Source organism: Serratia sp. S4, assembly GCF_000347995.1.
In the GTDB taxonomy this organism is placed as follows: domain Bacteria; phylum Pseudomonadota; class Gammaproteobacteria; order Enterobacterales; family Enterobacteriaceae; genus Serratia; species Serratia quinivorans.
The window spans coordinates 35,978-59,753 of record NZ_KB661120.1; the positions used below are offsets into that span (position 1 = coordinate 35,978).

Annotated in this window: 19 protein-coding genes; 12 read left to right on the forward strand and 7 right to left on the reverse strand. The window is 57.5% G+C overall.

The features are described from left to right. Positions 1 to 15 precede the first annotated feature (15 nt). Positions 16 to 1,356, reverse strand: coding sequence for an MFS transporter (locus tag SERS4_RS0100815; protein WP_017891167.1), 1,341 nt, complete (start codon positions 1,354 to 1,356; stop codon positions 16 to 18). 262 nt (positions 1,357 to 1,618) lie between these two features. Here SERS4_RS0100815 and glyQ point away from each other — a divergent pair, with 262 nt between their 5' ends. The 6 genes from glyQ (at position 1,619) to SERS4_RS0100845 (ending at position 10,000) form a co-directional block, all read left to right on the forward strand. Then, positions 1,619 to 2,533: a glycine--tRNA ligase subunit alpha gene (gene glyQ, locus SERS4_RS0100820; protein ID WP_012004542.1), complete on the forward strand. Its 915-nt coding sequence runs from the start codon at positions 1,619 to 1,621 to the stop codon at positions 2,531 to 2,533. Between the two features lie 9 nt (positions 2,534 to 2,542). Beyond that, complete coding sequence (glyS, locus tag SERS4_RS0100825) at positions 2,543 to 4,612, forward strand: glycine--tRNA ligase subunit beta (RefSeq protein WP_012004543.1); 2,070 nt, start codon at positions 2,543 to 2,545, stop codon at positions 4,610 to 4,612. Between the two features lie 344 nt (positions 4,613 to 4,956). Beyond that, entirely contained in the window at positions 4,957 to 5,676 is a 720-nt protein-coding gene (locus SERS4_RS0100830; RefSeq protein ID WP_012004544.1) for a DUF3053 domain-containing protein, read from the forward strand. Positions 5,677 to 6,224: 548 nt separating this feature from the next. Next, the gene (locus tag SERS4_RS0100835) at positions 6,225 to 8,144 is read left to right on the forward strand and encodes a PTS mannitol transporter subunit IICBA (protein ID WP_017891168.1); all 1,920 of its coding nucleotides are present in this window, start codon (positions 6,225 to 6,227) and stop codon (positions 8,142 to 8,144) included. A 58-nt stretch (positions 8,145 to 8,202) separates the two neighbouring features. Beyond that, the gene (locus SERS4_RS0100840) at positions 8,203 to 9,354 is read left to right on the forward strand and encodes a mannitol-1-phosphate 5-dehydrogenase (protein ID WP_017891169.1); all 1,152 of its coding nucleotides are present in this window, start codon (positions 8,203 to 8,205) and stop codon (positions 9,352 to 9,354) included. Between the two features lie 94 nt (positions 9,355 to 9,448). Further along, the gene (locus SERS4_RS0100845; RefSeq protein ID WP_012004547.1) at positions 9,449 to 10,000 is read left to right on the forward strand and encodes an MltR family transcriptional regulator; all 552 of its coding nucleotides are present in this window, start codon (positions 9,449 to 9,451) and stop codon (positions 9,998 to 10,000) included. Here SERS4_RS0100845 and SERS4_RS0100850 read toward each other — a convergent pair. Then, positions 9,997 to 10,605 carry a LysE family translocator gene (locus tag SERS4_RS0100850; protein WP_012004548.1) on the reverse strand — a complete coding sequence of 203 codons (609 nt, stop codon included), beginning with the start codon at positions 10,603 to 10,605 and terminating at the stop codon, positions 9,997 to 9,999. The two genes, SERS4_RS0100845 and SERS4_RS0100850, sit on opposite strands and share 4 nt — an antisense overlap. A 139-nt stretch (positions 10,606 to 10,744) precedes the next feature. Here SERS4_RS0100850 and SERS4_RS0100855 point away from each other — a divergent pair, with 139 nt between their 5' ends. Beyond that, entirely contained in the window at positions 10,745 to 12,211 is a 1,467-nt protein-coding gene (locus tag SERS4_RS0100855; RefSeq protein WP_012004549.1) for a PLP-dependent aminotransferase family protein, read from the forward strand. A 72-nt stretch (positions 12,212 to 12,283) separates the two neighbouring features. Then, positions 12,284 to 12,646 carry a YibL family ribosome-associated protein gene (locus SERS4_RS0100860; protein WP_017891171.1) on the forward strand — a complete coding sequence of 121 codons (363 nt, stop codon included), beginning with the start codon at positions 12,284 to 12,286 and terminating at the stop codon, positions 12,644 to 12,646. Positions 12,647 to 12,680: 34 nt separating this feature from the next. Here SERS4_RS0100860 and SERS4_RS0100865 read toward each other — a convergent pair whose 3' ends face one another. The 5 genes from SERS4_RS0100865 to fdhD form a co-directional block, all read right to left on the reverse strand. Beyond that, positions 12,681 to 13,460, reverse strand: a complete 780-nt coding sequence (locus SERS4_RS0100865) for a class I SAM-dependent methyltransferase (protein ID WP_017891172.1) — start codon at positions 13,458 to 13,460, stop codon at positions 12,681 to 12,683. A 114-nt stretch (positions 13,461 to 13,574) separates the two neighbouring features. Next, positions 13,575 to 14,246 carry a 6-hydroxyaminopurine reductase gene (gene yiiM / locus SERS4_RS0100870; protein ID WP_017891173.1) on the reverse strand — a complete coding sequence of 224 codons (672 nt, stop codon included), beginning with the start codon at positions 14,244 to 14,246 and terminating at the stop codon, positions 13,575 to 13,577. 93 nt (positions 14,247 to 14,339) lie between these two features. Further along, a complete protein-coding gene (locus SERS4_RS0100875; protein WP_017891174.1) occupies positions 14,340 to 16,268 on the reverse strand; it encodes a methyl-accepting chemotaxis protein in 1,929 nt (642 codons plus the stop codon). A gap of 127 nt (positions 16,269 to 16,395) precedes the next feature. Continuing rightward, complete coding sequence (sodA, locus tag SERS4_RS0100880) at positions 16,396 to 17,016, reverse strand: superoxide dismutase [Mn] (protein WP_012004554.1); 621 nt, start codon at positions 17,014 to 17,016, stop codon at positions 16,396 to 16,398. 127 nt (positions 17,017 to 17,143) lie between these two features. Continuing rightward, entirely contained in the window at positions 17,144 to 17,980 is an 837-nt protein-coding gene (fdhD, locus tag SERS4_RS0100885; protein ID WP_017891175.1) for a formate dehydrogenase accessory sulfurtransferase FdhD, read from the reverse strand. A 144-nt stretch (positions 17,981 to 18,124) separates the two neighbouring features. Between fdhD and fdnG the strand changes: the two genes are divergently transcribed. Genes fdnG through fdhE form a run of 4 tightly spaced genes read left to right on the forward strand, consistent with a single transcriptional unit; the run spans position 18,125 to position 23,645 of the window. After that, positions 18,125 to 21,172, forward strand: coding sequence for a formate dehydrogenase-N subunit alpha (fdnG, locus tag SERS4_RS0100895; protein WP_156816632.1), 3,048 nt, complete (start codon positions 18,125 to 18,127; stop codon positions 21,170 to 21,172). A 12-nt stretch (positions 21,173 to 21,184) separates the two neighbouring features. Beyond that, positions 21,185 to 22,084 carry a formate dehydrogenase subunit beta gene (gene fdxH, locus SERS4_RS0100900; protein ID WP_017891177.1) on the forward strand — a complete coding sequence of 300 codons (900 nt, stop codon included), beginning with the start codon at positions 21,185 to 21,187 and terminating at the stop codon, positions 22,082 to 22,084. Continuing rightward, positions 22,081 to 22,716 (forward strand): formate dehydrogenase cytochrome b556 subunit, encoded by a 636-nt coding sequence (gene fdoI / locus SERS4_RS0100905; protein ID WP_012004559.1) that lies wholly within the window; start codon positions 22,081 to 22,083, stop codon positions 22,714 to 22,716. Before fdxH ends, fdoI begins: the two co-directional genes overlap by 4 nt. Beyond that, a complete protein-coding gene (fdhE, locus tag SERS4_RS0100910) occupies positions 22,716 to 23,645 on the forward strand; it encodes a formate dehydrogenase accessory protein FdhE (protein ID WP_017891178.1) in 930 nt (309 codons plus the stop codon). The genes fdoI and fdhE overlap by 1 nt, the downstream gene beginning before the upstream one ends. Positions 23,646 to 23,776 lie beyond the last annotated feature (131 nt).

The window sequence follows — 23,776 nt, forward strand, 5'->3', positions numbered from 1 at the left end:
TCGAAGCCTAATCGCTTAGGGAGCCGTTTGCTGCACACCAGGGCGATTGGGCAGCGCGCCATCGGCCACTATCTTTCTTTCCGGCTGTAGCAGGGTCATGCACAGCATGCTGCAGAAGGACACCACGGCGGTGGCGAAGAACATCGCGCCATAACCGTGGTGTTGTGCCAGCCAGCCGCTCAGCATCGGTGCGGTGATCGAGGCAATATTGGCGATCGCCAGCGTCATGCCGCTGTAGGCACCCACCGAAGCCTTGGGCGTGACGTCGATCACCACCGACCAATACACATTATTCACCAGCGCATTCAGCGCGTTACCCAGCGTCATCAGCAGAATGATTTCTGTCGGCGTGCTCATAAAGGGGATTAGCAGGAAGCAGGTGGCGGTCAGCAGCAAGGTGACTGCCGCGAACAGGTTGCGCGCCAGCCGCAGGTTGCCAAAGCGTCGTAGCAGCGCGTCGGCGATGCGGCCGCCGAGCAGCACGGTGAAACAGGCGCCGCTCCAAGGGATCATCGCCACATACCACAGCGAGTGCAGATCGTAATCAAAGGTGTCTTGCAGGTATTTTGGGCCCCAGGTCACCAGCACAAAGGTGACATAGAGGAAAGAGAAGTAGCCCAGGGCGTTAAACACCAAGGTGCGGTTGGTGAAGAAAGCCCACCACGGCAGGCGTGGTTGCTGGCTGTTTGCGTCCTGATCGGCGCTAATGGCTGCTAGTTCGACGGCATTGACTTCAGGGTGCTCCTCCGGCGTGTCGGTGAAGAAACGGGCAAACAGCAGAATGGCGATCAGCGAGAACAGACCCAGCAGCATAAACATGCTGCGCCAGTCATCGGTCAGCAGCAGTAGCCCCACCGCCAGCGGTGCGGTCAGCAGCGACCCCACCTGAGTGCTCAGCAGGCCGATGCCCAGCGAAAACCCACGCTCTTTGCGCGGTGCCCAGTTGGCGATGGTTTTGTTCATCAGCGCATAGGCCGGGCCTTCGGCAAAGCCGAACATGATGCGCAGCGCGGCGAAACCCATGATCGCCGACCCTCCGAACAGTGCTACCCCCAGTTCGCCCGCCCAGGCGGTGGCGATCTCCAGCAGCGACCACAGCGCCCCGGCGATCAGCCAGACCTTTTTGGTGCCGACGCGGTCGGCCAGAAAACCGCCGCACAGCGAACCGAACAAATAGCCAAAGCCGAAGTAGCCCAGCACGGCGCCCAGTTGGGCCTTGTTGAAGTCGAATTCTCGGGAGATATCGTTGGCGGCGAAGGACAACGCACCGCGATCGACGTAGTTGATCAACGCAATAAAGAACACCATGGCGAAAATACGGTAGCGATAGCGGCTGTCGGTTAAGGCGGTAGTCATCAGCGAACCTCCTGAAATGTTGGTTATCAGGACGCTAGCAAGGTTAGTGCCAGTCTCGGAGATCATGGAGGGCGGGGGGCAGTGGTGTATTCGCAGGGGGAAACCGTGCCATGCAGGCGCATTTGCCCCATTTCAGTGCGTAAAAACACTGCGCTTCTTTGATGATTCGCACTTGTTACCGGATTCGGGCTGTATATCTTACGGTCAACGGGTATACTGGCGCATCCCATTTAAATCCACTTGTATCGCGTGCGAATTCAACATGCAAAAGTTTGATACCAAGACCTTTCAGGGCCTGATCCTGACACTGCAGGACTATTGGGCGCGCCAGGGCTGCACCATCGTTCAACCATTGGACATGGAAGTCGGCGCGGGAACCTCACACCCGATGACGTGCCTGCGCGCACTGGGGCCGGAGCCAATGGCTACCGCCTACGTGCAGCCGTCCCGCCGCCCGACCGACGGCCGCTACGGTGAAAACCCAAACCGTCTGCAACACTATTACCAGTTCCAGGTGGTGATTAAGCCATCGCCGGACAACATTCAGGAACTGTACCTGGGCTCGTTGAAAGAGCTGGGTCTGGATCCGACCATTCACGACATCCGCTTCGTGGAAGATAACTGGGAAAACCCGACGCTTGGCGCCTGGGGCCTGGGCTGGGAAGTGTGGCTGAACGGCATGGAAGTGACGCAGTTCACTTACTTCCAGCAGGTCGGCGGCATGGAGTGCAAACCGGTAACCGGCGAGATCACCTACGGTCTGGAACGTCTGGCGATGTATATCCAGGGCGTGGACAGCGTCTACGATCTGGTGTGGAGCGACGGCCCGCTGGGTGTGACCACCTATGGCGACGTGTTCCATCAGAACGAAGTGGAGCAGTCCACTTACAACTTCGAATACGCCGACGTGGACTTCCTGTTCTCCTGCTTTGAGCAGTACGAGAAAGAAGCCCAGTCGCTGCTGGCGCTGGAGAAACCACTGCCGCTGCCGGCTTACGAACGTATTCTGAAGGCCGGCCACACCTTCAACCTGTTGGATGCGCGCAAGGCGATCTCGGTGACCGAGCGTCAGCGTTATATTCTGCGTATCCGCACGCTGACCAAAGCCGTGGCCGAGGCCTACTACGCTTCTCGCGAAGCGCTGGGCTTCCCAATGTGCAAAAAGAACAAGAGCTAAGAGGCAGCCATGACTCAACAGACTTTCCTGGTGGAAATCGGCACGGAAGAGCTGCCGCCGAAGGCTCTTCGTTCACTGGCAGAAGCTTTTGCCGCGAATTTTACCGCCGAGCTCGATAGCGCCAACCTCGAACACGGCGAAGTGAGCTGGTTTGCCGCTCCGCGCCGTCTGGCGCTGAAAGTGGCCAATTTGAGCGCTGCACAGGCCGATCGTGAAGTCGAAAAACGCGGTCCGGCCATTGCCCAGGCGTTTGACGCCGAAGGCAAGCCAAGCAAGGCGGCCGAAGGTTGGGCACGCGGTTGCGGTATTACCGTCGATCAGGCCGAACGCCTGGTGACCGACAAAGGTGAATGGCTGCTGTATCGCGCCCATGTTAAAGGCCAATCCGCGCAAGCGCTGCTGGCGGGCATGGTCAGCAATTCTCTGGCCAAGCTGCCGATCCCGAAACTGATGCGCTGGGGCGATTCCGACGTGCAGTTTGTGCGTCCGGTGCACACCGTGACGATGCTGTTGGGTGCGGAACTGATCCCTGGCACCGTGCTGGGCATCGATTCTGCCCGTACGGTTCGCGGCCACCGTTTCATGGGTGAAGCGGAATTCACTATCGACAATGCCGACCAATATCCGCAGATCCTGCTGGAGCGCGGTAAGGTGATCGCCGATTACGAAACCCGTAAGGCAATGATCAAGCGTGATGCCGAGCTGGCTGCTTCGACCATTGGCGGCAAGGCCGATCTGAGCGAAAGCCTGCTGGAAGAAGTGGCCTCGTTGGTGGAATGGCCGGTGGTGTTGACCGCCAAATTCGAAGAGAAATTCCTGGCGGTGCCGGCGGAAGCGCTGGTGTACACCATGAAAGGCGACCAGAAGTATTTCCCGGTGTATGACGCCGCGGGCAAACTGCTGCCGAACTTTATCTTCGTGGCCAATATCGAATCCAAAGATCCGCAGCAGATTATTTCCGGTAACGAGAAGGTAGTGCGTCCGCGTCTGGCCGATGCAGAGTTCTTCTTTAACACCGACCGCAAAAAACGTCTGGAAGACAACCTGCCGCGTCTGGAAACCGTGCTGTTCCAACAGCAACTGGGCACCCTGCGCGACAAGACCGACCGTATTCAGGCGCTGGCGGGCTGGGTTGCCGGTCAGATTGGTGCTGACGTTAACCACGCTACCCGTGCGGGCCTGCTGTCGAAGTGCGATCTGATGACCAACATGGTCTTCGAATTCACCGACACCCAGGGCGTGATGGGCATGCACTACGCGCGTCATGACGGCGAAGCTGAAGACGTGGCCGTTGCGCTGAACGAACAGTACCAGCCGCGCTTTGCCGGTGATGCACTGCCGGAGTCGCTGGTGGCCTGTTCGCTGGCGATCGCCGACAAGATGGATACCCTGGCCGGTATTTTCGGCATCGGGCAACATCCGAAAGGCGATAAAGACCCGTTTGCACTGCGCCGTGCTGCGCTGGGCGTGCTGCGTATTATCGTTGAGAAAAACCTGACGCTGGATCTGCAGACCCTGACCGAAGAGGCCGTGCGCCTGTACGGCAGCAAGCTGACCAACGCCAAGGTGGTCGACGAGGTCGTTGAGTTTATGCTGGGCCGTTTCCGCGCCTGGTATCAGGAAGAAGGCCACGCGGTTGACACCATTCAGGCGGTGTTGGCACGTCGTCCAACCAAACCGGCGGACTTCGATGCGCGCGTCAAAGCGGTGACCCATTTCCGTACCCTGGAAGCGGCAGCTGCGCTGGCTGCGGCCAACAAACGCGTTTCCAATATCCTGGCCAAATCTACCGATACGCTCAATGATCGTGTACACGCCTCGGTATTGAAAGAAGCGGCTGAGATCCAACTGGCGACCCATCTGGTGGTACTGCGCGATAAGCTGGAGCCGTATTTTGCGGCAGGCAACTATCAGGATGCGCTGGTGGAGCTGGCAGACCTGCGTGAGCCGGTCGATGCGTTCTTTGACAACGTGATGGTGATGGCAGAAGACGAAGCGGTGCGTGTGAACCGTCTGACGCTGCTGAGCAAACTGCGTGAGCTGTTCCTGCAGGTCGCGGATATCTCCGTGCTGCAATAAGCGGTTCTGCTGTGAAAGGCGCCTCAGGGCGCCTTTTTTATTGCTGTCGGTGCAGTGGGCGGTTTTGTGTCAAACCTGTTTCTTTTAACGCTGCCAATAGCTCACCGACTTGGGGGGTGACTTGGGGGCTGACTTGGGGGGTAGGGCTTGATTTCAGCGCTCTCAAATCATGTTCGACCTGGTTTCAGGTATCGCTATTACTTCCCTTTCACCGAAGAATAAGCCCCGAAAGGTGAATCGCGTATCGGATCGCATTCAGTTGATCTATTCTTATAGGCGCAGGGAGTGCAGCAAAAGGGACGGAGTCCGATGAAAAAGCAGGTTTATAACAGGAGTTATGTCACATGGCGGTAGGGATCCAGAGCAGGAATTTCGCGCGTTGGTTGGCCCCGGTATTGGCATTGTTGGTGGTCATGCAGCTGACTGCTTGCGGCGATAAAGAGCCGGAACAACGCAAGGCGTTTATTGATTACATACAGAATACGGTGATGCGCAGCGGCGCGAAAATCCCGACGCTGAGCGAAGATCAGAAACAGAAGTTCGGCAACTATGCCGGTGATTACGCTATTTTGGTCGGCTTTTCACAGCAGTTGTCCAAGTCACTGGACGCCAGCCTGACGCCGGCGTTGGATCAAATCAACCAGATCCGCACCGCACAGGACTACATGAGCAAGCGCGATTCGTTGCAACAGTCCGTTGGGGCGCTGAACCTGCTGGGGCAGCAGATCCAGTCAGCCAAGTCACAGGCGGATACCGCCCGGGCAACGTTGAAGCAACCTGACGATCTGAAAGCCGTGTATAACCAGGCCTACGACAAAATCGTCACCGGGCCGGCCAATGCGCTGATGCCGGTTATTCCTGCTACCGCCAGTTTCGTTCAGGATCTGGTGCAGGTTGGGGATTTCCTGCGTACACAGGGTAATCAGGTGAGCTTTAACAATAACGGCGTGCAATTCCGTACTTCCCAGCAGGCAACGCAGTACAACACCATGATGTCGAATCTGGTCGCCAAGCAGCAGGATTTACTGAACGCACAGAAAACCGTCTCAAGCGTCACCCAGTAATAGTGTCAATGCAGAAGCCGGTATTCCGGCTTCTGCTATTTCCCTTCCGCTGTTCCCTCCCTGTCTTTCCAATCACTTGCTCACTTCTTGCGCGTCGCTTCTGTACTACACTTCAATTAATCACCTTTTTCCGACATGTAGTTTTCTTTCATTCATCGCACTGTTATTTCCCGACGGGATGAATGCTCACAGGGAAGAACACCCCCAGGCCAGGATCCGGTAGCCATCAGCAAATAAATTGTGATTGATGTCACAATTTAAAAACAAACACGCAATATGAAAATGTGATCGACGTCGCATTATGTCGGGATTTTAGGGCGAATTTGGCGCGTTGTATTTTTTCTACACCGATTAAATGTGATGTATATCACTATAAATGCCTATTGGATGGGGTGTTGTTGGTGATCTGCATCACAAAAAATCCGTGAAGTTCGCACGGTAAAAACAGCGTGATAGAGTCCATTTCGCATACAGCCACAACACAGCTGGATCGTAACAACAATAATCACGCGCTCTATTGTCAGCGCGTAACAATAGGGGTGTGTTTTATGTTTTCACCAGACATCAAAGTCAAAGTTCAGAACTTTGGCCGCTTCTTAAGCAACATGGTGATGCCCAACATTGGCGCATTTATCGCCTGGGGTATCATCACCGCGTTATTTATTCCTACCGGTTGGCTGCCGAACGAAACCTTAGCCAAGTTGGTTGGCCCGATGATCACTTACCTGCTGCCGCTGCTGATCGGTTTCACCGGTGGCCGTCTGGTGGGGGGCGATCGCGGCGGCGTGGTCGGTGCCATCACCACCATGGGCGTGATTGTCGGTGCAGACATGCCGATGTTCCTCGGTGCGATGATTGCCGGCCCGCTGGGCGGCTGGGCGATCAAGCATTTTGACCGCTGGGTAGACGGCAAAATCAAAAGCGGTTTTGAGATGTTGGTGAACAACTTCTCCGCCGGCATTATCGGTATGCTGCTGGCTATCCTGTCGTTTATGGCGATTGGTCCGCTGGTCGAAGGCTTGTCGCATATCCTGGCTACCGGCGTGAACATCATGGTGACCAACAACCTGTTGCCGTTGGCGTCAATCTTCGTGGAACCGGCGAAAATCCTGTTCCTCAACAACGCGATTAACCACGGTATCTTCTCACCGCTGGGCATCCAGCAGGCGACCGAAACCGGCAAATCCATCTTCTTCCTGATCGAAGCCAACCCAGGCCCGGGTTTGGGCGTGCTGATGGCCTACATGTTCTTTGGTCGCGGCAGTGCCAAGCAGTCTGCCGGTGGTGCTGCGATCATTCACTTCTTCGGTGGTATCCACGAAATCTACTTCCCGTACGTGCTGATGAACCCACGTCTGCTGTTGGCGGTGATCCTGGGTGGCATGACCGGCGTATTCACCCTGACCATGTTGAACGGCGGTCTGGTCTCTCCGGCTTCACCGGGTTCGATTCTGGCGGTGCTGGCGATGACGCCGAAGGGCGCTTATTTCGCTAACCTGGCGGCTATCGGTGCGGCCTTTGTGGTGTCGTTTGTGGTCGCGGGCTTCCTGCTGAAAACCTCAAAAGTGAAAGAAGAGGACGATCTGGAAGAGGCGACTCGCCGTATGCAAGAAATGAAGTCGCAGTCTAAAGGCGGCGCGGCGGCTCATGCAGCGGTCGATGGTGACCTGACCACGGTACGTAAAATCATCGTTGCCTGCGATGCCGGTATGGGCTCCAGTGCGATGGGGGCCGGGGTGCTGCGTAAAAAAGTGGCGGATGCCGGGCTGAAAAATATCTCGGTGACCAACAGCGCCATCAATAGCCTGCCGGACGATGTGGATCTGGTGATCACTCACCGCGACCTGACCGAGCGAGCGATGCGGCACGCGCCTCAGGCCCAGCATATCTCGCTGACCAACTTCCTCGACAGCAAGCTGTACAGCGATCTGACCGAGCGTCTGGTGGCGGCCAACAAAACCACCGATAACCAACAGAAAGTCATCAGCCGGCTTGACGACAGCTTTGAAGCGAGCGAGCAAAACCTGTTCCGCCTCAGCGAAAGCAACGTGTTCCTTAACCTGCAGGCCAGCGACAAGGAACAGGCGATCCGCTTTGCCGGTGAGCAACTGGTCAAGGGCGGCTACGTTGAGCCGGAATACGTTCCTGCGATGCTGGAGCGCGAAAAACTGACCTCCACCTATCTGGGCGAGTCGATCGCCGTGCCGCACGGCACCATCGAAGCCAAAGACCGGGTACTGCGCACTGGCGTGGTGTTCTGCCAATACCCGCAGGGCGTGCGTTTCGGTGATGAAGAGGACGAGGTGGCGCGGCTGGTCATCGGTATTGCCGCACGCAATAACGAACATATCCAGGTGATCACCAGCCTGACCAATGCGTTGGATGACGACGGCGTCATCGAGCGGCTGGCGAATACCAGCAGCGTGCAGGAAGTGCTGGATCTGCTGGGCGGCAAAAAACGCGGATAACAGAATCATTTTAAGGGGTGCAGCTTGCTGCACCCTTCGACATTAGAAAGGTAGGAATATGAAAGCATTACATTTCGGTGCGGGAAATATTGGCCGTGGTTTTATCGGCAAGCTGCTGGCGGACGCGCAGGCCGAACTGACCTTTGCCGACGTCAACCAGACGGTGCTGGACCTGCTGAACAGCCGCAAAAGTTATCAGGTGCACGTGGTCGGCGAACAGGCCAGGGTCGAACAGGTCAACAACGTCAGCGCAGTGAACAGCGGCAGTGAAGAGGCGGTTGCGCTGATCGCCGAAGCGGATATCGTGACCACCGCAGTGGGGCCGCAGATCCTGGCTAAAATTGCCGGGACTATCGCCAAAGGGCTGAGCAAGCGTCACCAGCAGGGCAATAGCCAACCGCTGAACATCATCGCCTGTGAGAACATGGTGCGGGGCACCAGCCAGTTAAAACAGCACGTGTTTGATGTCCTGCCGCAGGAGGAGCAGGCATGGGCCCTACAGCATGTGGGCTTCGTTGATTCGGCGGTTGACCGCATTGTACCGCCAGCGGAAGCGGGCAGCAGCGATCCGCTGGAAGTGACGGTAGAAACCTTCAGCGAGTGGATTGTCGATCAAACCCAGTTCAAGGGCCAGCCACCGGCGATTGCCGGTATGGAACTGACCGACAACCTGATGGCGTTTGTTGAGCGCAAGTTGTTCACGCTCAATACCGGCCATGCGATTACCGCCTATCTTGGGCAACAGGCCGGCCTGCAGACCATTCGCGATGCCATTCTTGACCCGAAAATCCGCCAGGTGGTGAAAGGCGCGATGGAAGAGAGCGGTGCGGTGCTGATCAAACGCTATGGTTTTGACGCCGCCAAGCACGCCGCTTACATCGACAAAATCCTCAGCCGCTTTGAAAACCCCTATCTGCAAGACGACGTGGAGCGCGTGGGCCGTCAGCCGCTGCGCAAGCTGAGCGCCGGCGATCGCCTGATCAAGCCGCTGCTCGGCACGCTGGAGTACGGTCTGCCGCACGCCAACCTGATCCAGGGTATTGCCGCCGCCATGAGCTACCGCAGCGAGCAGGATCCGCAGGCCAAAGAGCTGGTGGAACTGCTGGCCAAACTGGGGCCAAAAGCGGCGCTGGCGCAAATTTCCGGCCTGCCGGCGGAAAGTGAGGTTGTAGAACAGGCGGTTGCTGTGTATAACGCCATGCAAAAGTAGATTCAATATGATGAATCTTCGGGCGCAGCAAGTTGCGCCCCTACACCCCGACTTCGGCATTGACGGCGCCACCCAGGCCATTCGAAAAGCGACGATGGAAGAAGCACAGGCATTTGAAAATAAGGTTCTGGAACGGCTGAACGCAGGCAAGACGGTGCGCAGTTTCCTGATCGCGGCGGTAGAGCTGCTGGCGGAGGCGCTGAACGTGCTGGTGGTGCAGGTGTTCCGCAAAGATGACTATGCGGTGAAGTATGCCGTCGAACCGCTATTGTCCGGCGCCGGTCCATTGGGTGAGCTGTCGGTACGCCTGAAGCTGATGTATGGGCTGGGGGTGATTTCACGTCACGAATATGAAGACGCCGAACTGCTGATGGCGATGCGCGAAGAACTGAACCACGACGGGGCGGAATACCGTTTTGTCGATGATGAAATCCTCGGGCCGTTCGGCGAACTGCATTGCGTGGCTGCGCTGCCGCCGGTACCGACCTTCCTGCAGCCCGGCGAAGCGGAAGAATCGCTGATCGCCATGCAGCGTCAGCGATACCAGCAGGTGTTACGTTCCACAATGGTACTGTCGGTCACCGATCTGATCGCCGGTATCGGTGCCAAACAACCGTCCCGGCTTTCCCCGCTCGGCCGCAATTAAGCAAAGGCCGCGCGCCACTCGTCAAATAACAGCCACAGTGCCGTGGCTGCCATCAAGCCCGCCATGACGCCGTTAAACAACCGCAGTTTCCAGGTTACGCGCAGCGCATCACGCAGCCGATCGCCCAATATCGCCCATACCAGGACGCAAGGAATGTTCAGGGCGGTGAAACCGGCAATGATCATCAGCGTATGGCCAAGGCTGGCACCTTCTCGCGGGGTGAACAGAATGGCGACGTTAATCGCCATCAGCCAGGCTTTGGGATTCACCGCCTGAAACAGCGCGCCGCTGATTAAGCGCATCGGCTGTGCCTGCTGCTTGCCGTCGGGCGAGGCTGCCCTGAATAATTTCCATGATAGCCACAGCAGATAGGTGCAACCGATCACCGCTAACGGAAAGCGGATCATGGCGGCCGAACTCAGGATCAGCGCCAGCAGGGTGGTGGTCAGGGCCAGTTGCACCGCACAGCCGACGCTAATGCCAAACACCATCGGCAGGGTGCGACGCAGCCCAAAATTGACCCCGGACGAGGCCAGCAGCAGGTTGTTGGGGCCAGGGGTGATCGACATGACTGTGACATAACTGATAAAGGCGGAGTCCAGCATAACGGGTTCCTTTTAAGGCTAAGAAGCAAGGGAACCAGCATAAAACCTACGGGCAGATGGTGACAGAACCAAAAACCCGCTATTGTCATGGATACAGTTGTAGCAAATTCAAACTGTACCCATTACCTGGAGACAAACTGTGACCTTGCTCGATGAAATGCCGGAAACGCGCTACCAGCAGCTGGCGGATACGCTGGCAGAAGCCATACGCCGCGGCACGCTGCTACCCGGCAGCCGTTTACCTTCGGTGCGCCGCTGTGCGCAGAGCCACAGCGTCAGTATCAATACCGTGGTGGCGGCTTACCGCACGCTGGAAGATCGCGGGCTGATAGAGGCACGGCCACAGTCCGGTTTTTATGTGTGTAACACCTTACCGGCGCTGAAGGCCGCTTCACCGACCAGCAGCCGAATAGAGCCACCGGCGGATGACGTACTGGCGTTGATCGACACGGTGTTTGCCGCTCAGCAAAATCCGGCGTTCACCAATCTTTCGCTGGCCTGCCCGCAGACTTCTGATTTTTATCCCGGCGGCAAGTTGGGGCGGATGCTGTCGTCGCAGTTACGCCGTCAGCCGAATTTGATCGGCCAATATGCACTACCGCCGGGTAGCCTGAGGCTACGACAGCAAATCACTCGTCGTTCGATGGCGCTGGGCATGCTGCTGGAGCCCGGCGATATCACGCTGACTCATGGCTGTATGGAGGCGCTGCAACTGGCGCTGCGGGTGACCACCAAACCGGGTGATTGTATCGGCCTGGAATCACCGACCTATTTTTATCTGCTGCCGCTGCTGGCCAGCCTGGGGCTGAAGGCGCTGGAAATTCCTACCGATCCGCAGCACGGGCTGTCGCTGGATGCGCTGGAACTGTTGCTCAATGAGAAGCGGCTGAATGCGGTGATTGCCATGCCGACGGTGCAAAATCCGCTGGGCTGCACCATGCCGCTGGCGGCGAAAAAACGGTTGGCGCGGTTGATGAACGATCACCAGGTGCCCTTGATTGAAGATGGGTTGTACGCCGAGCTGCAATTCGGCAATGCGCTGTCCCCGGCGGTAAAATCTTTCGATCGTGACGGTTGGGTGCTGTTCTGCTCCAGCTTTACCAAGACCCTGGCACCGGACTTCCGCATCGGTTGGATCAGCGGTGGCCGCTTTAACGAGGCGTTGCGCAAACTGAAGGCGGTGTCGTCTATGTCCGAGTCGCAGCTGCTGTCGGAGACCCTGGCGATGTTTCTGGAAACCGGCGGCTACGATCACCATCTGCGCAACCTGCGAAAACGCTACGCCGCTCAGGTGGATGAGGCGCGGGCGCTGATTGCGCGTCACTTCCCACGTGGTACCCGGGCGACACAACCCGCGGGCGGTTTTGTATTCTGGGTGGAGTTCCCGGTCGGGGTCGACAGCGTAGCGCTATTCCATCAGATGCTGGAGGAACAGATTTGCCTGACGCCCGGCACGCTGTATTCCCCCAGTGGCCGCTATCGTAACGCGTTGCGGCTTTCCTGTTGCTACCCGTTTAATGCCCGTTACAGCCAGGCACTGGCGCGTGTCGGTGCCAAAGCCTGCGAGATGAGCGGCTTGCCGCCGGGCATTGCGCAAGACGAGTAACCACGCGCGCATTTTGCTACAATGTGGACATCATTGATTAGCGTGCCGTATCGGCACAACAGGCCAGAAACCATGAAAGAAATAGAAAAGGCAGAGATTAAGCGCCTTAGCGACCTGCTGGACGCACTCAAGCACAAAGACACCCTGATTATCCAACAGGGGAATCTTGACCTGATTGCTCAGCACACCAAAGAAAAAGAGAAGATGGCTGCGGAGATCGAGCGCCTGAAAGGCGTGCGCGTTGAGAAGCTGAGCGCCGAAGCGCAAAAGCTGAGCCAACTGCCGTTCAATCGTGAAATCACCAAGAAAGAGCAGGCGGATATGGGCACGTTGAAGAAAAACGTGCGCGGCCTGATCGTGGTGCATCCGATGACCGCACTGGGCCGCGAAATGGGCCTGAAAGTGGTCACCGGCTACGCCAGAAAAGCATTCTGATTGCCGGGGCGCCGTTGATTGTGGCGCCCGGTTTTCAAAGCTTGGTGGTGAAATACGCTTTGGTCTGATAGGGCACGGTCACAGTGTCTTTGCCCTGCAGTTCCCCTTCCTCTGCCACCAACTGCCGAATCTGTTCGATCACCTGTTCCTGCTGCTCGAGCGGCAAGGCGGCGATAAAACTGGTGGAGCGCACCCGGTTATAAATCACATCTTCTACTGCGCCCTGGTGGCCGAGCATAAACACCTGTTCCTGCAGCGGTTCTAATCCTTTGGTCGGGAAAAGTTTACGCCATTCACCGGTGTAGAAACGCGGTGCGTCGCCTTCGTGACGGTCGACAATCTGATTGAGCTTACGCACCCAGCTCACGCGCGCATCGCGCATGTTCCACACCAGGCCAAGCTTGCCTCCTGGCTTGAGGATACGTTGGATTTCGGCCAAAGCACGCGGCGTGGCAAACCAGTGGAAGGACTGCGCGCAAACCACGGCGTCGACCGATTCATCCGGCAATGGGATTGACTCCGCGGTGCCCGCCAATGTTTTCACCTGCGGCAGCGCCGCCGAGAGCTTTTCCAGCATTTGGGCCACGGGTTCGACGGCGATCACCTGCGCACCGGTTTCCAACAGGCGCGGAGTGAACTTGCCGGTTCCGGCGCCGAGATCGATCACCGTCATACCGGTGTGCAGGCCGATGGTGTCGCGTAGCCAGGTAGTTATCTCCGGCGGATAGTCCGGACGCCCTTTAACGTAACGATCGGCGTTGGCCTGGTAGCCTTCGGCTGCGGCATGGTGAATCGAATGAGACGGGGTGTTCATAACTTTGCTCCTGCCTGAATGAGGTTGCCGGAACGACCGACGCTGAACAGTATAGGCCGGTGAAAATGTTTAGCGCTGTAGGCAGCGCCAGGTTTTATTTTCAACCGGTCTATTTTAGCGGCCCAGCAGGCGGCGATTAAAGTCTTCGAGGCGGCCTTCGCTGATGCGCGTCAGCATGGTTTTACTCCAGCTGGCAGACAGCCCGGCCACCGCCAACAGACGGCGATACTGCTCTTCATCAAACGGCATATGCCAGGCGATGCCGATGGCCTCGGCGACCGAGACGTCGCTGCTGCGCGTTGCCAGTTCCAGCGGACGATCGCCGCTGACCTTACCGGCGGACACTACGCGGTACAGCCAACCGCAGCGGCCGCTTTGCTGCATCAGCACCGAAATGTCGTCGATATCGAAATGGTAATTGAGCTTGAAGCAGGGAGAGCGCGGCTGGGTGACCTGGATCAGTGCTTCGCCCCAGCGGAAGATATCGCCCATAAACACGTTATGTTCGGTCAGCCCGAGGGTAGAAATATTTTCACCGAAGGCCGGTGCGCAGAACTGTTCCGCCTGCGCCGGGAACTGTTCGCGCCAGTGCTCGTAATGTTCACGGGGGTAGTGACACAGCGCGCGATCAGGCCCACCGTGATAACTTTTCTCCGCTTGTTCGTCGCCTTCCAGGCCGAGCGGGGTCAGTTTGACGATCCCATCCACCAGGCGCTTGGCGATGCCGCTGGGCCGTCCGCCTTCGTAGGGTTGGATAGTGCCGATGTAAACTTCTGGGTGATGCATATGCGCCTCCTTGTCTCGCGTCGAAGGCCCAGCATAGCCCGAGTTGGCAGCGGGGAACAATAACCCGCCCGAGAGGTTTCGGGCGGGAGAGGGTCAGAAGGTGGTCCAGTTGTCTTGCCCGGCGGTTTGGGTGGTCGGTTGTTTGCCGATCGGGGCTTTGGCCGCGACGGCTTTCGCGGCGGCAGGCACAGAATGCTCCGCCAGGCGGAATACCGAAACGCTCTGCAGTAACATTTCTGCCTGTTCCTCCAGCGAGTCGGCGGCGGCGGCGGATTCTTCCACCAGTGCGGCGTTCTGCTGGGTGGTGTGGTCCATTTCGACAATGGCCTGGCCGATCTGGGCGATACCCCGAGTCTGTTCGTCGGAGGCCGCGGCAATTTCCGCCATGATGTCACGCACGTGGGTGACCGACAGGACGATCTGCTCCATGGTATTGCCGGTGTTTTCCACCAGCGTGGTGCCGGTTTGTACCCGGTTGACCGACTCGGCAATCAGCCCTTCGATCTCTTTTGCTGCCTGGGCACTGCGCTGTGCCAGATTGCGCACCTCGCTGGCGACCACCGAGAAGCCACGGCCCTGTTCGCCGGCACGCGCAGCTTCCACTGCCGCATTCAGCGCCAGAATGTTGGTCTGGAAGGCAATGCCGTTGATCAGGGTGGTAATTTCAGCGATCCGCTGCGAACTGCTGGAAATATCGCGCATGGTGCTGACCACGCTTTCCACCAGTTTGCCGCCCTGCTGGGCCGTCTGCGAGGCATCGGTAGCCAACTGATTGGCATGATGGGCGTTTTCGGCGTTTTGCTTCACCGTGGCGGTCAGTTGTTCCATGCTGGCGGCGGTTTCTTCCACTGCGGCCGCCTGCTGTTCGGTGCGTGAGGACAAATCGGTGTTACCGGCGGCAATCTCGGCGGCGGCGGTGGACACCTGGCTGACGCCCATCTGGATTTTTTCAATCATATCGCGCAGGTTCTGGCTCATGGCCGCCACGGCGTTCAATAACTGGCCCAGTTCATCGCGGCGGGTACTGGTCTGCGCCTGACGCAGATCGCCACTGGCGATGCGTTCCGCCAGCGCCAGCGTGCTTTGCAGCGGTCGGGTTATTTGCAGCGTGATGCGCCAGGCAACCAGTAATCCGGCGATAATGGCGATCAGCGTGGTGATACCCATCTGCAACTGCGCCGAATTGATGTCGTTATGGGTTTGCGTCAGTTCGTCCTGCATAAAGGCATTAACCAGCGTGCCGACTTCTTGCGCACTGTTGCCCAGCAACTGACTGACCGCTTGTTCCTGCTGATAAGCCGGCAGGTAGGCTTCGATACGGTTTTTGTAGTCGTCGAGCGCGGTCAGCAGGGGTTGCAGCAAGGGGCGTTGAGCATCGCTGAGTCGCCGACTGAGCGCATTGGCCGCGCTGCGGGCATCGTCAATGGCCGCCACCAGTGGGGCTTCGGACTCCGCGCTCAGGCTCAGCAACAGGCCGCGAGCACCGTAGCGCACCAGGGTCAGCTTTTGGTTCAGCTGGATAAAGGCCAGTTGCAGGTCAGCATTGGTGATTTGCCGCTCCACCTGGTTCAGGCTGTCCTGCACTTCCGACATGTTCCAGCTTTGGCGTACGGCATCTTTTGCCGCCACTGCCTTTTCGAAGGCGTTTTGCTGTTGCTGGTATTGGCCAATCAGCCCGACCAAACGCTGCAGATCTTTCCGGCTCTGCGTATCCCAGTTCAGTTCCTGGCCCTGGTTGATCAGCTTGACCGCGTTTTCGATATTGGTGCGGTTATTTTTCAGGTATTCCGGTTTGTAGGTTTGGCCGAATAGCGCACGGTTGTATTTGGCCTGATTGATCTCGTCGTTCAGCCGGTTGCTGAAATCGATGCGGTTGGCGCGGGATTCGATGATATTCAGATACTGGGCGCCGGTACCGGCGATGATCGCCGTCAGCAACAGCATCAGGCCAAATCCGAGGCCGAGCTTTTTACCCACGGTGAGATGAACGAACTTTCCTGCCAAGGTTTTCAATGCCGCCATAATGATTTTCCTTTCCTTCGGGCGAACGTCAATTGAACAAACCATCGGCAAAGAACGGTCAAACTTTAGCGAATTTTGGTCAAAAAAATACCCGCATCAAGCGGGTATCTTCATTACCGGGGGCGAATTACTTCTTCGCAGCGAAGCGTGCTGCCGCTTCATCCCAGTTAACCACGTTCCAGAATGCCTTGATGTAGTCTGGACGTTTGTTTTGATATTTCAGGTAGTAAGCGTGTTCCCACACGTCCAGGCCCACGATTGGGAAGCCTGAAGCGCCGGCAACGGCTTCGCCCATCAGCGGGCTGTCCTGGTTAGCAGTAGACACTACAGCCAGTTTGTCGCCTTTCAGTACCAGCCAGGCCCAACCTGAACCGAAGCGGGTCGCTGCGGCTTTCTCGAACTCTTCCTGGAATTTCTCAACGCTGCCGAAATCACGTTCGATAGCCGCTTTCAGATCGCCACCCAGAGTGGTGCCGATTTTCAGGCCTTTCCAGAACAGGCTATGGTTAGCGTGGCCGCCGGCGTTGTTACGCATGAAGGTGCGCTTGTCAGCAGGCACTTTATCCAGATCCTGGATCAGGTCTTCAACGCTGTATTGAGCCAGTTCTGGGTAAGCTTCCAGCACGGTGTTGGCGTTGTTAACGTAAGTCTGGTGATGTTTGGTGTGATGGATTTCCATCGTCTGCTTGTCGAAATGCGGTTCCAGTGCGTCGTAGGCGTACGGCAGGGATGGCAGTGAGTAACTCATGATCATCATCTCCAATGGTATAGGGGCGGCGCATTATGTGAGCACCGCGTAAGCAGTCGGATCATTATAGTTATTTAAATGATATTGAAAATGATTATCAATGCCCTACTTATTATGTGGTCTTTGGTTAATCCACAATGCGCTGCGGGTGAGTAAACACCGTGGCACGGCCGGGTTTGCTGAAGCCGACCAGCGTCAGGTTGCTGCGCTCGGCGATTTCCACTGCCAGTGAGGTGGCGGCAGAAACCACAAACAGGATCTCGACGCCGCACATGGCGGATTTTTGCACCATTTCATAGCTGGCGCGGCTGGAAGTTAATACCGCACCCTGCTGCCAGCCCTGTTTGGCGCGTACGCCGAGCAGCTTATCCAGGGCGACATGACGGCCCACATCTTCACACCCGCCGAGTAATTCCCCTTGTGGCGACAACCAGGCGGCGGCATGGGTGCAACCGGTCAGTTGCCCAACTACCTGCACTTCTCGCAGTTGTTTCAATGCAGAGTCAAGATTGGTGAGGGAAAAGGTCTGGGTAAACGGCAGTGCAGGCAGCGGGCGAAAAATATCCGCCAACTGTTCGATGCCGCACACGCCACAGCCGGTGCGGCCCGCCATGGCACGGCGGCGCTCTTTCAAACCGGCAAAGCGACGACTGGACAGCTCAATTTGCACCTCCAGTCCGTTACAAGTTTGGTTAATCTCTATACTGTAAATATCGCGCGGTGACTCGATGATGCCTTCAGACAGGGAAAAACCCAGGGCGAACGCCTCCAGATCTTTGGGAGTGCACATCATCACCACGTGAGAAATGCCGTTATAGACCAGTGCGACCGGGACTTCTTCCGCCAGCCAATCCTGCTGTGCGGTGGCGAGTTGCCCGCGTTGATACACCTGGGACCGAGTCACCCCTGTGAGCAAGGTCTCATTGATATCATTGATATGTTGGTCTGGCTTTATATTGTTCACTTAAGTGGCACCTGTTTGTAACAACCACATATACGCTGTGGTAATATTGCCGCGTAAAAACAACAGTAATTTTAGCGCTTCCCGCTTCCAGGGGGAAAGCGCCATTTGAAACAATGTGACAATCGCAAGTGAAAGGAGACCCCCATGCAGGTCAGCAGAAGGCAGTTCTTTAAGATCTGCGCTGGCGGTATGGCAGGGACGACGGTGGCTGCTCTGGGCTTTGCCCCGGAAGTGGCGTTAGCGGAAACCCGGCAGTACAAACTGCTGCGCGCCCGTGAAACCCGTAATACCTGTACGTATTGTTCCGTCGGCTGTGGGCTGTTGATGTACAGCCTTGGTGATGGCGCCAAAAACGCCAAAGAAAGCATTTTCCACATTGAAGGCGACCCGGATCACCCGGTCAACCGCGGCGCGCTTTGCCCGAAAGGCGCAGGTTTGGTCGACTTCATCCACAGTGCCAGCCGTCTCCAGTATCCGGAGTACCGCGCGCCAGGTTCCGATAAATGGCAGCGCCTGAGCTGGGACGACGCCTTCACCCGCATCGCCAAGCTGATGAAGGAAGACCGTGACGCCAACTTCGTTAAAACCAACGAACAGGGCGTGACCGTCAACCGCTGGTTGAGCACCGGCATGTTGTGTGCCTCCGCTTCCAGTAACGAAACCGGTTATTTAACCCAAAAATTTAGTCGCGCTCTCGGCATGCTTGCCGTAGACAACCAAGCACGTGTCTGACACGGACCAACGGTAGCAAGTCTTGCTCCAACATTTGGTCGCGGTGCGATGACCAACCACTGGGTTGATATCAAGAACGCGAATCTGATTATCGTCATGGGCGGTAATGCGGCGGAAGCGCATCCGGTGGGGTTCCGCTGGGCGATGGAAGCCAAAATACACAATAAAGCCAAGCTGATCGTCATCGATCCGCGCTTTACCCGTACCGCATCGGTGGCGGATTTCTACACGCCGATCCGTTCCGGGACCGACATTGCCTTCCTGTCGGGCGTGTTGCTGTACCTGATGACCAACGACAAGATTAACCGCGAATACGTCCACGCCTATACCAACGCCAGCCTGCTGGTGCGGGAAGACTTTACCTTTGAAGACGGCCTGTTCAGCGGTTATGACGCGGAAAACCGCAAGTATGATAAAACCACCTGGAACTATCAGTTCGATGAAAACGGCTTTGCCAAGCGCGATCTGACGCTGCAGGACCCGCGTTGCGTGTGGAACCTGCTGAAACAGCACGTCAGCCGCTATACGCCAGAGGTGGTGAACAACATTTGCGGTACGCCGACCGAAGACTTCATCAAGGTCTGTGAATACATCGCCGAAACCTGCGTGGCGGATAAAACCGCGTCGTTCCTGTACGCCCTGGGCTGGACTCAGCACTCGGTCGGTTCGCAGAACATCCGCACCATGGCGATGATCCAGCTGTTGCTCGGAAACATGGGCATGGCGGGTGGCGGCGTCAACGCGCTGCGTGGCCACTCCAACATTCAGGGTCTGACCGACCTGGGCCTGCTGTCGCAGAGCCTGCCGGGCTATATGACGCTGCCGTCGGAGAAACAGACCGATATCGACACCTACCTGAAAGCCAATACGCCGAAGGCGTTGCTGCCGGGCCAGGTGAACTACTGGAGCAACTACCCGAAATTCTTCGTCAGCATGATGAAGAGCTTCTATGGCGACAAGGCGCAGAAGGAAAACGGTTGGGGCTTTGACTGGTTACCGAAGTGGGACAAAGGCTACGACGTGCTGCAGTACTTCGAGCTGATGTCACAAGGCAAGGTCAACGGTTACTTCTGCCAGGGCTTTAACCCGGTGGCGTCGTTCCCGAACAAGAACAAGGTGGTGGCCTCACTGTCAAAACTGAAGTTCCTGGTGACCATTGATCCGCTCAATACCGAGACCTCCAACTTCTGGCAGAACCACGGCGAGTTCAACGACGTCGATCCGTCGAAGATTCAAACCGAGGTATTCCGTCTGCCGTCTAGCTGTTTCGCCGAAGAGAACGGTTCGATCGTGAACTCTGGGCGCTGGCTGCAATGGCACTGGAAAGGGGCTGATGCCCCAGGCGAGGCTAAGCACGACGGGGAAATCCTGGCGGGCATCTTCATCCGTCTGCGTGAGATGTACGCGCGTGAAGGCGGTGCGGTACCGGAGCAGGTACTGAACATGACCTGGGATTACCTGACACCGGAAGATCCTGCTTCGGAAGAAGTGGCGATGGAAAGCAACGGTAAGGCGCTGGCGGACGTTCTCGACGCCGACGGCAAAGTGCTGGCGAAAAAAGGTGAGCAGCTCAGCACCTTTGCCCACCTGCGTGACGACGGCACGACGGCCAGTGGCTGTTGGATCTTCGCCGGTAGCTGGACGCAGGCCGGTAACCAGATGGCGCGGCGTGATAATGCCGATCCGTCCGGCCTCGGCAATACGCTGGGTTGGGCCTGGGCCTGGCCGCTCAACCGCCGCATTCTGTACAACCGTGCTTCCGCTGACCCGCAGGGCAAGCCCTGGGATCCAAAACGTCAGTTGCTGGAATGGGACGGCACCAAGTGGGGCGGGGTGGATATCCCGGACTACAGCGCCGCCGCACCGGGCAGCGACGTGGGGCCATTCATCATGCAACCGGAAGGCATGGGCCGTCTGTTTGCCACCGATAAAATGGCCGAAGGGCCGTTCCCGGAACACTACGAGCCGTTTGAAACGCCGCTCGGTACCAACCCGCTGCACCCGAACGTGGTTTCCAACCCGGCGGCAAGGGTGTTCAAGGACGATCTGGCGGCGATGGGCACTTCCGACAAGTTCCCATACGTCGGGACGACTTACCGGTTGACCGAGCATTTCCACTACTGGACCAAGCACGCGATACTCAACGCCATCGCGCAGCCGGAACAGTTTGTGGAGATTGGCGAGAAACTGGCGGCGAAAAAAGGCATTCAGCATGGCGATACGGTGAAGGTCAGCTCCAACCGCGGCTTTATCAAGGCCAAGGCGGTGGTGACTAAACGTATCCGCACCCTGCAGGTGAACGGCCAGGACGTCGACACCATAGGTATCCCGATCCACTGGGGTTACGAAGGGGTGGCGAAGAAAGGCTTTATTGCCAACACGCTGACGCCGTTTGTCGGTGATGCCAATACGCAAACGCCAGAGTTCAAGGCGTTCCTGGTCAACGTGGAAAAGGTGTAACGGAGACGAATTATGGCAATGCAATCTCAGGACATCATTCGTAAATCCGCCACCAATGGTTTCACGCCGGCGCCGCGCGCCCGTGACCACCAGGAGGAAGTGGCCAAACTGATCGATGTCACCACCTGTATCGGCTGCAAGGCCTGTCAGGTGGCCTGTTCCGAATGGAACGACATCCGCGATGAAATCGGCAGCAACGTCGGGGTGTACGATAACCCCGCCGATCTGACCGCCAAGTCGTGGACGGTGATGCGCTTTTCCGAGGTGGAGGAAAACGGCAAGCTGGAGTGGCTGATCCGCAAGGACGGCTGCATGCACTGCGCCGATCCGGGCTGCCTGAAGGCCTGCCCGTCGGAAGGGGCCATCATCCAGTACGCCAACGGCATCGTCGATTTCCAGTCCGAACACTGCATCGGCTGCGGTTACTGCATCGCCGGTTGCCCGTTCGATGTGCCGCGCATGAACAAGGACGACAACCGGGTGTACAAGTGCACCCTGTGCGTCGATCGGGTTGATGTCGGCCAGGAACCGGCCTGTGTGAAGACCTGTCCGACCGGGGCCATCCATTTCGGCACCAAGGACGCCATGAAGGAAATCGCCGCCGAGCGCGTCAGCGAGCTGAACACCCGTGGTTATCAGAACGCCGGTCTGTACGATCCGGCGGGCGTGGGCGGCACCCACGTGATGTATGTGCTGCACCATGCCGACAAGCCGCAGCTGTATCACGGTTTGCCGGATAACCCGACCATCAGCCCGGCAATCACGTTCTGGAAAGGCGTGTGGAAACCCCTGGCGGCCATCGGCTTTGCCGCCACCTTTGCAGCGAGCGTGTTCCACTATGTCGGCGTCGGTCCTAACCGTGTCGAAGAGGAAGACAACGACGAGCTGCACGATGAGGAGACGCGCAAATGAAGAAGGAAAAGCGTATTCAGCGCTACAGCGCGCCGGAGCGGATTAACCACTGGATTGTGGCGTTCTGCTTTGTGTTCGCCGCCATCAGCGGGCTGGGGTTCTTTTTCCCCTCCTTCAACTGGTTGATGAACATTCTCGGCACGCCGCAGTTGGCGCGCATTCTGCACCCCTTCGTTGGGGTGATTATGTTTGCGGCCTTCCTGCTGATGTTCCTGCGCTACTGGAAGCATAACCTGATCAACCGCGAAGACATCGTCTGGGCCAAAAACATCCAAAAAATCGTCATGAACGAGGAAGTGGGTGACACCGGGCGTTATAATTTCGGTCAGAAGTGCGTATTCTGGGCGGCAATCATTAGTCTGGTGCTGTTGCTGGCCAGCGGTGTGGTGATCTGGCGGCCGTACTTTGCGCCGTCCTTCCCAATACCGCTGATCCGTATCGCGTTGCTGGTGCATTCGCTGGCGGCGGTGGGGCTTATCATTGTGATTATGGTGCATATTTACGCCGCATTGTGGGTAAAAGGCACCATTACCGCGATGGTGGAAGGCTGGGTGCCGGCGGCCTGGGCTAAAAAACATCACCCGCGTTGGTACCGAGAGGTCCGCGAGAAACAACAGGAAGACAAACCCTGATGAGCATCCGCATTGTTCCTAAAGAGCAGTTAGGGGCACAGCGTGAGAAGTCCACAACGGCGGAAACCATCCCGCCGTTACTTTTCGCGAATCTGAAAAGCCTTTACAGCCGCCGTGCTGAACGCCTGCGCAAGCTGGCGACCGACAACCCGCTGGGCGACTACCTGAACTTCGCCGCCCAACTGGCCGAGGCGCAGCATCACGCGCTGCACGACAACCCGCTGACGTTGGATCTGACCGAAGCGTTGCAGCAGGGCGCAGCCAGCGGCAAACCACCGCTGGATCTGAGCGTTTTTCCGCGCAGTGAACACTGGCACAAACTGCTGGCTTCGCTGATTGCCGAGTTGCGCCCGCAGGCGCCGGAACACATTCTGGCGGTGCTGGATAACCTGGAAAAGGCCTCGTCGCACGAGCTGGAATTGCTGGCCGACGCCTTGCTTAACCAGGACTTCGGCAAGATTGGCAGCGAGAAAGCGCCGTTTATCTGGGCCGCGCTGTCGCTCTATTGGGCGCAGATGGCCGGTCTTATCCCCGGCAAGGCTCGCGCCGAATATGGCGAACACCGCCAGTTCTGCCCGGTGTGCGGCAGTATTCCGGTTTCCAGCGTAGTGCATATCGGCACCGTCAGCGGCCTGCGTTATTTGCACTGCAACCTGTGCGAAAGCGAATGGCACGTGGTGCGAATCAAATGCAGCAACTGCGAGCAGACTCGTGACCTCAACTACTGGTCGCTGGACAGCGAACTGGCGGCGGTGAAAGCGGAAAGCTGCGGTGACTGCGGCACTTACCTGAAGATTTTATATCAGGAAAAAGACCCACAGGTTGAGGCGGTTGCCGACGATCTGGCCACGCTGGTGCTCGACGCCAAAATGGAAGATGAAGGCTTTGCCCGTAGCAGCATCAACCCGTTCCTGTTCCCGGGGTCGTAATATCTGGCGTATGGGCTGAATATATTCGGCCCTTATCATTTATCGGATGATTAATTTCGGGCTGGGCTTCTGGCATTCGCCGGGGCGACTTGCTACGTTTACGCAATGACGCGCGAAGCGAAAGGAAAGGG